Origin of the sequence: Streptomyces sp. NEAU-YJ-81, assembly GCF_017592595.1 — a bacterium.
Classification (GTDB): Bacteria; Actinomycetota; Actinomycetes; order Streptomycetales; family Streptomycetaceae; genus Streptomyces; species Streptomyces hygroscopicus_B.
Genome location: NZ_JAGFNO010000026.1, coordinates 34,098 through 48,012 on the forward strand (window position 1 = coordinate 34,098; position 13,915 = coordinate 48,012).

Sequence of the window (13,915 nt, forward strand, 5' to 3'; positions counted from 1 at the left end):
TCGATGCTTTCCCCTGCCCGCCCCTTCCCGAAACTGGGGCTCCGCCCCAGCCCCCGGGGGGTCCAGGGGCGAAGCCCTGGTTAGGGGAAGGGGCGGGGAGGGGAACAGCCCGCCGCAGGCACCCCTAGGAGCGGAATCCGGCGATATCGGGCTCGCCCTGCCAGAAGCGGAAGAACTCCTGCCCCCAGTAGGTGTCCCACTCCGATACGCCCAGGGCCCGCATCACCGCGTCGATCGCGCCGAAGAACGCCTCGTTGACCTCGGGTATCCACAGGATTCCGAAGACCGCGAGCAGCCCGAACGGCGCGTACGGCTCGACCTGGCGCCGGATGCGGTGCGACAGCCAGGGCTCGATCACCCCGTAGCCGTCCAGGCCCGGGACCGGCAGGAAGTTCAGGATCGCCGCCGTGACCTGCAGCAACGCCAGGAAGGCGAGTGCGAAGCGGAAGAGCTCCGGCACCTGGTCCGTGGCATCGAGCCAGAACGGGGCGGTCAGCGCGGCCGCGAACAGCACGTTCGTCAGCGGGCCCGCGGCCGAGATCAGGCTGTGCTTCCAGCGGCCCTGGATCCGGTGCCGCTCGATGAACACCGCCCCGCCCGGCAGCCCGATCCCGCCCATGATCACGAAGACCACGGGCAGCACGATGCTCAGCGCCACATGTGTGTACTTCAGCGGGTTCAGGGTCAGATAGCCCTTCGCGCCGATCGACAGATCCCCGCCGTGCAGCGCGGTGCGCGCATGGGCGTACTCGTGCAGGCACAGAGAGACGACCCAGCCGGAGACGACGAACAGGAAGACGGCGAAGCCGGGGCTCGCGGAGTACTCCGTCCACACCGCCCACGCGGACACGACCATGATCGCGAACAGTCCGAGGAAGACGGGGCTGATGCGCCGCTCGCGGCGGCTGATGGCGGTGGTCATCGAGTGGGGTCTCCATACGGGCTGGTGAGCGCTGAGGGGGAAACGTCGAACGGGGGGCGCGGAGTTCCGGGCCAGGGTAAACGGGAGAACCGCCGGGCCAGGGAAAACGGGGGGAACGGCCGGTCCACGGGAAACGGGAGAATGGCCGGGCCGGGGTCAACGGGAGAACGGCCGGGGCAGGCGCGGTCGGCCGGGTGACGGGCATCCATCAGAATGGGGCCGTGCGCTACGGCATCCTCGGCACCACCCAGGCCCGCCACGACGACGGAACCCCCGTGGACGTCGGCGGGGCGCGGCTGCGTGCGCTGCTGGCGGCGCTCGCGCTGGCGCCCGGGCAGGCGCGGACCACCGGGGCGCTCATCGGGGAGATCTGGGTCACTGATCCGCCCGCCGACGGGCACGGCGCGCTGCAGGCGCTGGTCGGGCGGCTGCGGCGGGCGCTCGGCAAGGACGCCGTGGAGTCCGTGCCAGGCGGGTACCGGCTGACCGCCGACCCCGACGACGTCGATCTGCACCGCTTCGAGCGGCTCGCGGAGGAAGGCGCCCACGCCCTCGCCGACGGCGATCCGGCCAAGGCGGTCGATCTGCTCGACGCCGCCCTCGCGCTGTGGCGCGGGCCCGCGCTCAGCGATCTGCCCGACGCCACCGCGCCCGCCGCCCGCGCCGAGGCGCGACGGCTGGACGCGCGGCGCGCCCGGCTCGCCGCCGACCTCGCCCTCGGCCGCCCCGCCCAGGCCCTCCCCGCGCTCACCGGGCTCTGCGACGGCCACCCCCTGGACGAGCCGCTGCACGCGCTGCGCATCCGGGCCCTGCGGGACGTGGGCCGGGTGGCGGAGGCGCTGGCCGCGTACGAGGTGATCCGTACGGAGATCGCCGAGCGGCTGGGCGCCGATCCGGGGCCGGAGCTGCGGGGGCTGTACGCCGAGCTGCTGGCGGCGGCCGATGAGGGCTCTCCCGTACCGCCCGGCCCCGTTCCGCCGCGCCCCGCCCCCGCCCGTACCGGCGGTGGCAATCTGCGGGCCAGACTGACCAGCTTCGTCGGCCGCGAGGCCGATCTGGCGACCCTGCGCGGCGATCTGTCCGGCCACCGGCTGATCACCCTCCTCGGGCCCGGCGGCGCCGGGAAGACGCGGCTGTCGCAGGAGGCCGCCGAATCGTTCGCGCCCGACTGGCCGGACGGGGTGTGGCTGGCCGAGCTGGCGCCCGTCGACGACCCCGAGACCGTTCCGGAGACGGTGCTCAGCGCGGTCGGGGGGCGCGAGACGGTCCTCCTCGGCACGTCGCCCGAAGGGCTGCGCGCCGCGACCGACCCGGCCGTGCGCGATCCGCGCGCCCGGCTCATCGAGCACTGCGCCCCGCGCCGGATGCTGATCGTGCTCGACAACTGCGAACATCTCGTCGCGGCCGCGGCCCACCTTGCCGAGTCCCTGCTCGCCCAGTGCCCCGGGGTCACCATCCTGGCCACCAGCCGTGAACCCCTCGCCGTCCCGGGCGAGTTGGTGCGTCCCGTGGAGCCGCTGCCCGACCCCGTCGCGCTGCGGCTGCTCCAGGACCGGGGCGCGGCGGCCCGGCCCGGTTTCCGTACGGAGGACGATCCGGCGGCGTGCGCCGAGATCTGCCGGCGCCTCGACGGACTGCCCCTGGCGATCGAACTGGCCGCCGCGCGGCTGCGGCTGCTCACCCCACGGCAGCTCGCCGACCGCCTCGACGACCGCTTCCGCCTCCTGACCAGCGGCAGCCGTACGGCGCTGCCCCGCCAGCAGACCCTGCGAGCCGTCGTCGACTGGTCCTGGGACCTGCTCGACGCCCCCGAACGCACCGTGCTCGCCCGGCTGTCCGTTTTCGCGGGAGGCTGCGGTCTGACCGAGGCGGAGGCGGTGTGCGCGGACGCGGCCGAGGCGGTGCGCGGATACCCCGAAGAAGACGGAGAAGCCACAGAGCGCGCGGAACACGAACAGCGCGCCGGGCACACCGGGGCCGTGGAGCCCCGGGACGTGGCCGCGCTGCTCGGCTCCCTCGTCGATAAATCGCTGGTCGTCACCGCGCCCGGACCGGAACCCGGGGCGGACGGGGAGATGCGGTACCGGCTGCTGGAGACCGTCGCCGAGTACGCGGCGGAGCGGCTGGACGAGTCCGGCGAGCGGGCCGCGGTCGAACAGCGCCATCTGGTGGCCTACCGGGAGCTGGCCCGTGCCGCCGATCCGCTGCTGCGCGGCCCCGCCCAGCGCCACTGGCTGGTCCGGCTGGAGACGGAGCACGAGAATCTGCGCACCGCGCTGCGCCGGGCCGTGGCCGCCCGCGACGAGCAGGAGGCGTTGTGCCTGGTGCTCTCGGTCGGCTGGTTCTGGCATCTGCGCGGCCACCGCGGCGAGGCACGCCAGTGGGCGAACGCCGCGGCCGGCCTCGGGCCGAGCCCCTTCGCGCCGCCCGTGGTCCCCGCGCCGCCGCTGTACGTCAGCTCCACGGCCGCCTCGCCGCCGATGGAGCCCGAGCTGCTGGCGGAGGCGCGGCGGGGAGTGCGGCTGTACGCGCTGGCCAACATCGACGGCGACCTCCAGGCCATGGTGGGCGACGACACCCAGCGCGAGTTGGAGGGCATCGTCGCCGCCTACCGGCCGGGGCTGCCCCAGACCTGCCGTCTCCCGGGCATCCTGTGGTTCTTCGCGGTGTTCCTCAGGGGGGATTTCGTCCTGCTGCGGGAGATGGCCGACGAGGCGGTGCGCACCTGCCGGGAGCTGGGCTACGCATGGGAGCTGGCGTTCACCCTCCAGCTACGGGCCAAGTTCTACCGGGAGCCGAGCGGCGAGCACCAGGGCGCGACCCGCGATTCCGACGAAAGCCTGGAGATCTTCCGCAGGCTCGGTGACGTATGGGGCGAGGCGGAGGCGCTGGCCGGCCGCGGCGAGACCTGGGAGAAGCGTGGCGAGGGCGCGGCCGCGGCCGCGGACTACCGCGCGGCGATCCGCTGCGCCCAGGAGCTCGGGGCCCATGATCAGGTGCTGCTCCTCCGGTCCCGGCTGGCCGGGCTGTTCGTGGAGTTCGGGGACGAGGAGAAGGCCGCCGAGGGTGAGCGGATGCTGCGCGAGGTGGTCGAGCAGGGGCAGCATGCGGCCGCCGATGCGCTGTCCCACGCCCGGATCCATCTGGCGCAGCGCTACGGCACCACGGGCCGCCTCGCGGAGGCGCGGACCCTTCTGGTCACCATGCACGGGGAGTTCGAGCATCGGGCGCTGCGGATGTTCGAGGGCATGGTGGAGGGGCTGCTGGCCTGGCTGGACCTGCTGGAGGGACGGCCGGGCGACGCCCTGGCGACCGTGCGCGGCGCGCTGGCGAAGACCACCGGCCGGATGACGGAGATGGTCGCGCCGTTCATCCCGGTGACCCATCTGCTGACCGCCGCCGAGGCGCTGAGCGGCCTCGGCGGCCCGGAGCGGGCCGCAGCCGCGGCGCGGCTGCTGGGGGCGTTCGACACGCTGCGCAAGCCCCAGCAGTACCGGATCTCCGCCGGCGAGCGGACGCGCCGGGAGTGGACCGAGGCCGCGGCGCGGGCCGAGCTCGGGGACGCCGCGTACGAGCGGACCCACGCCGAGGGCGGCGACCTCACCCTGGACGAGGCCATCGCACTGGTCTGAGCGGGCCGGTGAGCAGGTCGGGGAAGCAGCGGGAGGGGCGAGACGACGACCGGCCGGGCGCCCCCCCCCGTAGGGCGCGCCCGGCCGGTGGCTCGAGACCGTGGACCGTCAGGTCGTCTTGTTGCGGAACTTGCGCACCGCGAGCGGTGCCATGAACACCGTGATGGCCACCGTCCAGATCAGGGTCACCGTCACCGGTTCGGCTATCGCGCCATGGCCGCTGGTGAGCGCCCGTGCGGCGTCCGCGAGCCGGGACAGCGGGTTGTACTCGGTGAAGGACCGCAGCCAGTCCGGCATGGTGGCGGTCGGGGCGAAGATGGACGAGCCGAACTGCAGGGGCATCATCACCAGGAAGCCCATGCCGCTGACCGCCTGCGGAGTGGGCAGCGACATGCCCAGCAGCATGAAGATCCAGGTCAGCGAGGATCCGAAGAGCACGGCCAGCGCCACCGCGGCCAACAGCTCCAGCGGCCCGGTCTTGAGCTCGAAGCCCATGATGAAGCCCATGATCAGCAGGATGATGGTGGACAGCAGCATCCGGCCGCACTCCACGACCAGCTTGGCGATCAGCACCGAGGAGCGGGCGATCGGCAGCGTGCGGAAGCGGTCCATGACGCCCTTGTTGAAGTCGTCATTGACGCCGCTGCCGATCGACATCGCGATGTTGAGCCCGCCCATCGCCATGAGGCCGGGGATGAAGTAGTTGACGTACTCGGAGCGGTTGCCGCCCGTCATCGCGCCGCCGAAGACATAGGTGAACAGCAGCGCGAAGACGATCGGCATCGCCAGGGCGTCGAACATCGCGAACGGTTCGTACCTGATCTGCATGGCGTTGCGCCGCACCAGCGCGCCGATGTGGCGCAGATTGGCGCGGGGGCCGATCCGGCCGTCGCTCTTTCCCCGCACGGGCGCGGTCATCGTGGCCGTACTCACGCGGCGACCTCTTCCAGCGTCTTGTTGTCCTGCGGTGCGGACGCCTTCCGGCCGGTGATGGCCAGGAAGACCTCGTCCAGGCTGGGCATATGGGTGTCGATCCCGGCGATCGCGAAACCGCGCTCACTGAGCAGACCGATCAGGGCGGTGAGCTGCTCGTCGCTGGCGATGGGCACACTGACCTGGCCCTCCTCCACGTCGGCGGTCGCGCCGCCGATGCCGTCGAGACCCGCCTGGGTGATGGCGCCGACCATGCGGTGCACCTCGCCGGGGTCGGACGGGCGGATCTTCAGGGTGCGGCCGCCGACCTTGGCCTTGAGCTCGTGCACCCGGCCCTCGGCGATGACCCTGCCCCGGTCGATCACCGTCAGGTTGTCGGCGAGCTGCTCGGCCTCCTCCATGTACTGGGTGGTCAGCAGCACGGTGGCCCCCTCGGTGACCATCCGCCTGACCTCGTCCCACACCTCGTTACGGGAGTGCGGGTCCAGACCGGTCGTCGGCTCGTCCAGATAGAGCACCGAGGGCCGGCCGATCATGGACGCGGCCAGGTCGAGCCGGCGGCGCATACCGCCGGAGTAGGTGCGCACGCGCCGCTTGCCGGCCTCGGTGAGCGAGAACCGCTCGAGCAGGGCGTCCGCCCGCGCACGGGCCTCCTTGCGGGAGAGATCGAGCAGCCGCCCGATCATGTAGAGGTTCTCCCAGCCGGGGAGCTTCTCGTCGACCGAGGCGTACTGCCCGGTCAGCCCGATGGTGCGGCGCAACTGCCGGGGCTGGCGCACCACGTCGTATCCGGCCACCACCGCGGTGCCGGCGTCCGGCACCAGCAGAGTGGACAGACAGCGGACAAGTGTCGTCTTACCGGCGCCATTGGGGCCCAGCACACCCAGGACGGTGCCCTCCGGCACGTCCAGATCCACTCCGTCGACGGCCTTGGTGTCACCGAAGTGCTTGACCAGCCCCCGAACTTCGACGGCATTGCCGTCCCTGATCCTCTGTTCCCGCGTCATGCGCCCAGGATGACAGCCGTCACCGACAGACCGCCGACAGGCGGCAGACAGCCCGCCGACGGGGGAAGATCGGCGGGCTGTCGTTGTACCGCAGTGGCTCGTGGTGCCCAGTGGGACCCGGGGTGCCTACGGGGTGTCCGGCGGGGAGGGAAGTAGCCCGCCGCAGGCGTCAAGATCCGTCGGACACCTCCTAGTGGTCGGACACCTCCTAGTGGAAGGAGTGCTCCTCGGCCGGGTAGGCCCCGCCGACGACGTCCTCCGCGAAGGCCCGCGCCGCGTCGCCCAGGCCCTGGCGCAACTGTGCGTACTGCTTGACGAAGCGCGGCACCCGGCCGTCGGTCATGCCCGCCATGTCCGTCCACACCAGGACCTGGGCGTCGCACTCGGATCCGGCGCCGATGCCGATGGTGGGGATGTGCAGCGAGCGGGTCACCTCGGCGGCCAGCTCGGCCGGGACCAGCTCCAGGACGACCGCGAAGGCGCCCGCGTCCTGGACCGCCTTGGCGTCCCGCAGCAACTGCTGGGCCGCCTCCTCGCCGCGCCCCTGGACCGGATAGCCGCCGTAGGCGTTGACGGACTGCGGGGTCAGGCCCACATGCGCCATGACCGGGATGCCGGACTGGACCAGCAGCTCGATCTGCTGGGCGGAGCGCTCCCCGCCCTCCAGCTTCACGGCTCCCACGCCCGCCTCCTTGACCAGGCGGGTGGCGTTGCGCAGCGCCTGCACCGGGCCCTCCTGGTACGAGCCGAAGGGCAGATCGCCGACGACGAGGGCGCGCCGGGTGCCGCGCACCACGGCGGCGGAGAGCAGCGCGATCTCGTCCATGGTGACGGGGACGGTGGACTCATAGCCCAGGTGGCAGTTGCCCATCGAGTCGCCGACCAGCAGCACCGGGATGCCCGCCTGGTCGAAAACGGACGCGGTCATCGCGTCGTAGGCGGTGAGCATCGGCCACTTCTCGGCGCGCTCCTTGGCGGCCGCGATGTCACGGACGGTGATGCGGCGGGAGCTCGTGCCCCCGTAGAGGGCCTTCTCGGACTGCTTCTGCGCAGGACTGACGTGCGTCATCGCTACGGCTCCTGTTCATCATCTCGAGGCGCCCTGACGGCGTCCCCGGACCAACCCCATGCTGGCACGGCTCCTGCCGGGGCGAAAGTGGGCCCGGATCCCCCGGGCGGCGGCCTTGACCACCTTTTCGCGGGCCCTTCTCCGGCCCGTTGGCCAAAAGCCTCGCAAAGATCTTCCAATACGATACGGTCTCGTATCGTAAGTCGCCTAGCCTGGGCGGCATGGCCTCCCCATCCAGCACTCAGGGCGCCCCGGACGGGTCCGGCGTCCCCGAGGCGATCTACCGCAGACGCTGGGCGATCCTCGTGGTCCTGATGTTCAGCGTCCTGGTCGTCGTCCTCGACAACTCGATACTCAACGTGGCGATGAAGACGATCGCCTCGCCCAAGCCCACCGGGCTCGGGGCCACCCAGAGTCAGCTCGAGTGGGCGATCAACTCCTACACGCTGGTCTTCGCCGGGCTGCTGTTCACCGCGGGGATCCTCGGCGACCGGATCGGCCGTAAGAAGGTCCTGCTCGGCGGGATGGTGGTGTTCGGCGCGGGCTCGGTGCTCGCCGCCTTCTCCGGTTCGCCCGGTGAACTCATCGGCTTCCGGGCGCTCATGGGGCTGGGTGCCGCCTTCGTGATGCCCGCGACCCTCGCCATCCTGGTCAATGTCTTCGAACGCGAGGAGCAGGCCAAGGCGATCGGCATCTGGGTCGCCGCGGTGGGGCTGGCCATCGCCATCGGGCCGATCACCGGCGGACTGCTGCTGGAGCACTTCTGGTGGGGTTCGGTCTTCTTCGTCAATGTGCCGATCGTGATCGTCGGACTGATCGCGATGGTGCTGCTCGTCCCCGACTCCAGGGACCCGGCGCCCGGCCGGGTCGACCCGCCGGGCGTGCTGCTGTCCGTCGTCGGGCTCGTGCTGCTGGTCTACGGCATCATCAAGGGCGGCCAGCTCGCCGACTTCACCGACGCCCAGGTGCTGGGCTCCATCGGCGCCGGGCTCGCCGTCCTGATCCTGTTCGTGCTGCACGAGAAGCGCAGCCGCCACCCGGCCATCGATATCGGCTACTTCCGCAACCCGGCCTTCTCCGCCGCCATCGCCGCCGTCGCCCTGGTCTTCTTCGCCCTCATGGGCGTGACCTTCTTCATGGTCTTCTACACCCAGAGCGTGCGCGGCTACAGCGCGCTCGAATCCGGGCTGCTGATCCTGCCGCTGGCCGTGGCGCAGTTGATCTTCGCCCCGCGTGCCCGGCTGGTCGTCGAGCGGTTCGGCGCCCGCGCGGTGTGCACCTGCGGCATGCTGCTGGTGGCCGCCACCATGTCGGGGTTCCTGCTGCTGGGCGTGGACACCCCGATCGTCGTGCTGGAGGTGCTGTTCTTCGCCCAGGGCGCCGGAATGGCGCATATCATGCCGCCGGTGACCACCGCGATCATGCAGGCGCTGCCGCGCCAGAAGGCCGGCTCCGGCTCTGCGCTCAACAACACCTTCCGGCAGGTCGGCGGCGCGCTCGGGGTCGCCGTACTCGGCTCGGTGCTCTCCTCCACCTACCGCGAGGGCATCCGGGGCACCCTGGCCGCCGTGCCCGGACTTCCCGACTCCGTACGGCACTCGGCGGGCGAGTCCGTCGAGGCCACCCTGGGGGTCGCCGAGAAGCTGGGGCCCAGGGGCCAGGAGCTGGTGGGTCCCGCGCAGGACGCCTTCGTCCACGCCATGCATGTCACCGCCCTCGGCTCGGCGGGCGTCGCCCTCGTCGGGGCGCTGGTCGTGCTGGCCTTCCTGCCCGGCAAGGGCGCCTCCGGCGAGGCCCCCGACGGCGGGCGGCCGCACCCGCGGAAGGAGGCGTCGGCCGACCGATGACCGCACCGGAGAGCTCCGCGCCCAAACTCCGCGGCCGCCCCCGCAGCCCCGCCACCGACGCCGCGATCATCGAGGCCGCGCTGCGGCTGCTGGAGGAGGGCGCCTCGGTCGGCGGGCTGTCGATCGAGGGGATCGCCCGCGAGGCGGGCGTCGGTAAGGCCACCGTGTACCGCCGCTGGCCCGGTAAGGACGCGCTGATGCTCGATGTGCTGCGCTCCCTGGAGGAGCCCAGCCCCGAGCCGGCCGGGGTCTCGGTGCGCGACGACCTCGTCACCGTCCTGGAGTTCATGCGCCGCCGCGGGCTCGCCAAGCGCAACTCCGCCCTGCTGCGCAGCGTCGTCACGCAGATGCACGCGCACAAGGAGCTGTGGCGGGCCTACGACGAGAACGTCATAGCGGCCCGCCGCGCGACCCTGCGCGCCGTGCTGCGGCGGGGGCGGGAGAGCGGTGAGATCCGCGCCGATGTGGACCTGGAGCTGCTCGCCGACCTCTTCACCGGCCCGATGCTCGCCCGCGCCATGCTCCACGAGTGGAAGGAACTCCCCGACGGGCTGGCCGAGCGGATCGTCGACACGGTCCTGGACGGGGTTTCCCCACGCCGCTGAGCGGTTTGTGCCTGTTGTGTCACAACACCCCCTCCCGGGCCGGGAGGTGGAACTCCCGGCCGCCGACCCGACGTCCTCGGACGGGAGACGCCCCGGGGGCGTCCGGAAAAGCCCTGGTCATCACCTAGGGTCGTAGCCAAGGCGCGGCAGTTGAGGCAGTGAGGGACGACGAATGACGCAGGCGTACACACAGGAGACACGACAGCTCGGGGACGCGCCCGGGCGATCGGGCTCCCGGATCGGCCGCCTGCTCCACCGGCTCCGGGACGATCGCGGCATCTGGCGGCGCGGACTGGTGCTGGCGGCGATCGCGATCCTGCTCGCGCTGGTCATGATCTTCCACGCCGAGATCCCCAACCGGGTGGGCAACCTCGGCTCCCTGCTGGAGACCTTCCTGCCGTGGCTGGGCCTGGCCCTGCCGGTGCTGCTGGTGCTCGGCCTGGTGCGGCGGTCGGCGAGCGCCGTGCTCGCGCTGGTGCTGCCCGTCGCCGTCTGGCTGAACCTCTTCGGCGGGCTGATGTTCTCCGACAAGTCCGGCAGCGGCGGCGAGCTGACCGTCGTCACCCACAACGTCAACGCGGAGAACGCCGACCCGACGGGCACCGCCGAGGACGTGGCCGGATCGAGCGCCGATGTGGTGGCGCTGGAGGAGCTGACGGGCGCGGCCGTGCCCACGTACGAGCGGGCCCTGGCGGGCACTTACCGCTACCACACCGTGCAGGGGACGGTGGGGCTGTGGAGCAAGTACCCGCTGTCCGGCACCAAGCCGGTGGACATCAAGCTGGGCTGGACGCGGGCGCTGCGCACCACCGTCGCCACACCGCGCGGTGAGGTCGGTGTCTATGTGGCCCATCTGCCCTCGGTGCGGGTGAAGTTCAACGCGGGCTTCACCGCCGGGCAGCGCGACGCCAGCGCCGAGGCGCTGGGCCAGGCCATCTCCCGGGAGCGGCTCCCCAAGGTGATCCTGCTCGGCGATCTGAACGGCACCATGAACGACCGGGCGCTGGCCCCCGTCACCGCGCAGATGCGGTCCGCCCAGGGCGCGGCGGGCGACGGCTTCGGCTTCAGCTGGCCCGCCTCGTTCCCGATGGCGCGGATCGACCAGATCATGGTGCGGGGCATGGATCCGGTCGCGGCGTGGGCGCTGCCCAAGACCGGCAGCGATCACCTTCCGCTGGCGGCGTCGGTCGACTACTGAGCCCGCGGATGAACCCCGGCGGGTGAACCCCGGCGGGTGAACCCTGGCGGATCAACCCTGGCGGGTGACCCAGCTCACGGTCCATCCGGCGAGATCTTACGTCCTGTTCATCTTGGGGATCTCCTCGGGAACATCCGGCGTGAGAGACTTTGTTCAGCTAGAGAACATACGCATCCTGTGCACGTTTCTCCTTCGTTTGAAAGGTCTCTCATGCCCCTGGCCCTGCTCGCCCTTGCTGTGAGCGCCTTCGGCATTGGTACTACCGAGTTCGTGATGATGGGCTTGTTGCCCAATGTCGCCGGCGATCTGGGCACCTCGGTGCCCACGGCCGGATACCTCGTCTCCGCCTATGCCATCGGGGTCGTGGTGGGCGCTCCGCTGCTGACCGCCCTCGGTTCCCGGATCCCGCGCAAGCGGATGCTCGTGTTGCTCATGGCGCTTTTCACGGTGGGCAACCTCGCCTCCGCCCTCGCCCCCAACTTCGGGCTGCTGATCGCGGGCCGGGTGCTCGCCGGGCTGCCCCACGGCGCGTTCTTCGGCGTCGGCGCGGTGGTCGCCTCGCGGCTGGTGTCCGAGGACCGGCGGGCCCGCGCGGTCGCCACCATGTTCCTCGGGCTGACCATCGCCAATATCGTCGGCGTCCCCGTGGCCACCCTGCTCGGCCAGAACCTCGGCTGGCGCGCGACCTTCCTGGTCGTCTCCGCGATCGGCGTGGTCGCCATGGGCGCGCTCGCCCGGCTCGTCCCGCAGGTCTCCCATGAGGAGCACGGCGGCCTGCGCCAGGAGCTCGGCGCGCTGCGCGACCGGCAGGTCATCCTGGGACTGCTCACCGCCGTCTTCGGCTTCGCCGGCGTCTTCGCCGTCTACAGCTACCTCGCCTCGATGATGACCGAGGTCACCGGGTTCGGTGAGTCGACGGTCACCCTGGTGCTGGCGCTGTTCGGCATCGGCATGACGCTGGGCGCCCTGATCGCCGGTCCGCTGACCGACCGGGCGCTGCGGCCGACGCTCTACGGCTCGCTGGCGGCGCTCGCGGTCACGCTCGTGGCCTTCGACTTCACGGTGCATGTGAAGTGGGCGGCGCTGCTGTCGGTCGTGGTGCTGGGCGCGGTCGGCTTCATGACCACCACCCCGCTGCAGATGCTGGTGATGAACAAGGCCCAGCACGCCCCGACGCTGGCCTCCGCCTCCAACCACTCCGCGTTCAACCTGGCCAACGCCGGTGGCGCGTGGCTGGGCGGTGTCGCCATCGCGGCGGGCTGGGGCTGGACCTCCCCGACGCTGGTCGGCGCGGTGCTCGCGGTGATCGGTCTGGCGATCGCGCTGATCGCGGGGCGGACCGACCGGGCCCCGGCGAGCGGCTCGCGGGTCGTCGCGAGCAGCGAGTCGATGCCGCACCTGTCCGATGTGAGCTGAGCCGAGCGCTCCGCTGGAGCGTGACGCCTGCGGCGGGCTGTTCCCCTCCCCGCCCCTTCCCGAAACTGGGGCTCCGCCCCAGACCCCGGAACCGGGGCTCCGCCCCAGACCCCGGAACCGGGGCTCCGCCCCAGACCCCGGAACCGGGGCTCCGCCCCAGACCCCGTTACCAGGGGCTCCGCCCCGGACCCCGGGGCCCCGGGGGGAGTCCCTGCCACGTGGCGGAGCCAATCCAGCCCCTCCGGCGCTTGAGGAGCGGGGCCCAGGGGCGGAGCCCCGGTCGGGGTCTGGGGCGGAGCCCCAGTTTCGGGAAGGGGCGGGGAGGGGAACAGCCCGCCGCAGGCGTCACGCCCCGTCGCACACCCCTAAGCGCTCCGCTGGATACGTTGCCGGGGCGGGCGCTCCCGGACCCCGTCTCGCTTGACTTTGACACCGATGTGAGGCTTTAGCGTCCCCGTCATCAGCCGTGAGACGTTCGTGAGACGTAAGGACACACCTGATGACCAGCACCTCACCCCTGGCCCGCATCGTCCGGGGCACCGGCCCCGGGCTGTTGCTCGCCCATGGCGGGACCGGCTCCATCGACGGAAACTACGGCCCGATCCTGGACGCCCTCGCCGAGCGCCACCGCGTGGTCGGCCCCGACTACCCCGGCTCCGGCCGCACCCCGCGCGCGAGCGGGCCGCTGGACCTGGACACCCTCGCCGACCAGCTGGTGGCCGCCGCCGTCGAGCAGGGCCTGGACACCTTCGCCATCGCCGGATACTCCCTCGGTGGCCCGGTCGCCCTGCGCGCCGCCACCCGCCATCCGGAGCGGGTCACCGCCCTGGTCCTGACCGCGACCTTCGCCCATCCCAGCGCCCGGATGCGACTCCTGGTCGAGGAATGGCTGCGCCATCTGCGCTCGGACGACCAGGAGGCGGCGGCCCGCTGGGCGGCGCTCATCGGCGCGGGCGCGCCTTATCTGGACCGGATGACCCCCGAGCAGCTCGACATGGTGATCAAGGGTGCCCGCGCCTCCGTACCGCCCGGCGCGATCGACCAGGTCGAACTGGTCGGCCGGGTCGACGTCCGCGGGGACCTGGGCCGGATCCGGGTGCCCACCCTGGTGATCTCGACGACGCTGGACACGATGGCGACGCCGTACCACCACCGCCAGGTCGCGGACGCGATCCCCGGCGCCCGCTTCGTCGAGCTGGAGTCAGGCCACCTGCCGTTCGTGGAGGCGCCCGCTGAGTGGCTGGGCCTGATCAGGACGTTCCTGGACGCCCAGTAAGTACGCCCAG

The 13,915-nt window shown here is 72.0% G+C and carries 10 protein-coding genes; 6 read left to right on the forward strand and 4 right to left on the reverse strand.

Annotated features, from left to right (window positions below; translation table 11 throughout):
• Nucleotides 1-124: 124 nt before the first annotated feature.
• On the reverse strand, nt 125-922 hold the full coding sequence (locus J5X86_RS37645; RefSeq protein ID WP_119987419.1) for a site-2 protease family protein: 798 nt from the start codon (nt 920-922) through the stop codon (nt 125-127).
• A gap of 221 nt (nt 923-1,143) precedes the next feature.
• Between J5X86_RS37645 and J5X86_RS37650 the strand changes: the two genes are divergently transcribed.
• Nucleotides 1,144-4,554 (forward strand): BTAD domain-containing putative transcriptional regulator, encoded by a 3,411-nt coding sequence (locus tag J5X86_RS37650; protein ID WP_208521158.1) that lies wholly within the window; start codon nt 1,144-1,146, stop codon nt 4,552-4,554.
• 108 nt (nt 4,555-4,662) lie between these two features.
• Here the strand turns inward: J5X86_RS37650 and J5X86_RS37655 are convergent, their stop codons facing one another.
• The 3 genes from J5X86_RS37655 to panB all read right to left on the reverse strand — a co-directional run bounded on the left by J5X86_RS37655 (nt 4,663) and on the right by panB (nt 7,563).
• Nucleotides 4,663-5,487: an ABC transporter permease gene (locus tag J5X86_RS37655; protein ID WP_308124836.1), complete on the reverse strand. Its 825-nt coding sequence runs from the start codon at nt 5,485-5,487 to the stop codon at nt 4,663-4,665.
• Nucleotides 5,484-6,494: an ATP-binding cassette domain-containing protein gene (locus J5X86_RS37660; protein WP_208521159.1), complete on the reverse strand. Its 1,011-nt coding sequence runs from the start codon at nt 6,492-6,494 to the stop codon at nt 5,484-5,486. Before J5X86_RS37660 ends, J5X86_RS37655 begins: the two co-directional genes overlap by 4 nt.
• Nucleotides 6,495-6,702: 208 nt before the next feature.
• On the reverse strand, nt 6,703-7,563 hold the full coding sequence (panB, locus tag J5X86_RS37665; RefSeq protein ID WP_014060167.1) for a 3-methyl-2-oxobutanoate hydroxymethyltransferase: 861 nt from the start codon (nt 7,561-7,563) through the stop codon (nt 6,703-6,705).
• A gap of 221 nt (nt 7,564-7,784) precedes the next feature.
• Between panB and J5X86_RS37670 the strand changes: the two genes are divergently transcribed.
• The 5 genes from J5X86_RS37670 to J5X86_RS37690 all read left to right on the forward strand — a co-directional run bounded on the left by J5X86_RS37670 (nt 7,785) and on the right by J5X86_RS37690 (nt 13,905).
• Nucleotides 7,785-9,410 (forward strand): MFS transporter, encoded by a 1,626-nt coding sequence (locus J5X86_RS37670; RefSeq protein ID WP_208521160.1) that lies wholly within the window; start codon nt 7,785-7,787, stop codon nt 9,408-9,410.
• Entirely contained in the window at nt 9,407-10,015 is a 609-nt protein-coding gene (locus J5X86_RS37675) for a TetR/AcrR family transcriptional regulator (protein WP_208521161.1), read from the forward strand. Before J5X86_RS37670 ends, J5X86_RS37675 begins: the two co-directional genes overlap by 4 nt.
• Nucleotides 10,016-10,187: 172 nt before the next feature.
• Nucleotides 10,188-11,213, forward strand: a complete 1,026-nt coding sequence (locus tag J5X86_RS37680; RefSeq protein ID WP_208521162.1) for an endonuclease/exonuclease/phosphatase family protein — start codon at nt 10,188-10,190, stop codon at nt 11,211-11,213.
• A gap of 210 nt (nt 11,214-11,423) precedes the next feature.
• A complete protein-coding gene (locus J5X86_RS37685; RefSeq protein WP_208521163.1) occupies nt 11,424-12,629 on the forward strand; it encodes an MFS transporter in 1,206 nt (401 codons plus the stop codon).
• 499 nt (nt 12,630-13,128) lie between these two features.
• Complete coding sequence (locus tag J5X86_RS37690) at nt 13,129-13,905, forward strand: alpha/beta fold hydrolase (protein ID WP_208521164.1); 777 nt, start codon at nt 13,129-13,131, stop codon at nt 13,903-13,905.
• Nucleotides 13,906-13,915 lie beyond the last annotated feature (10 nt).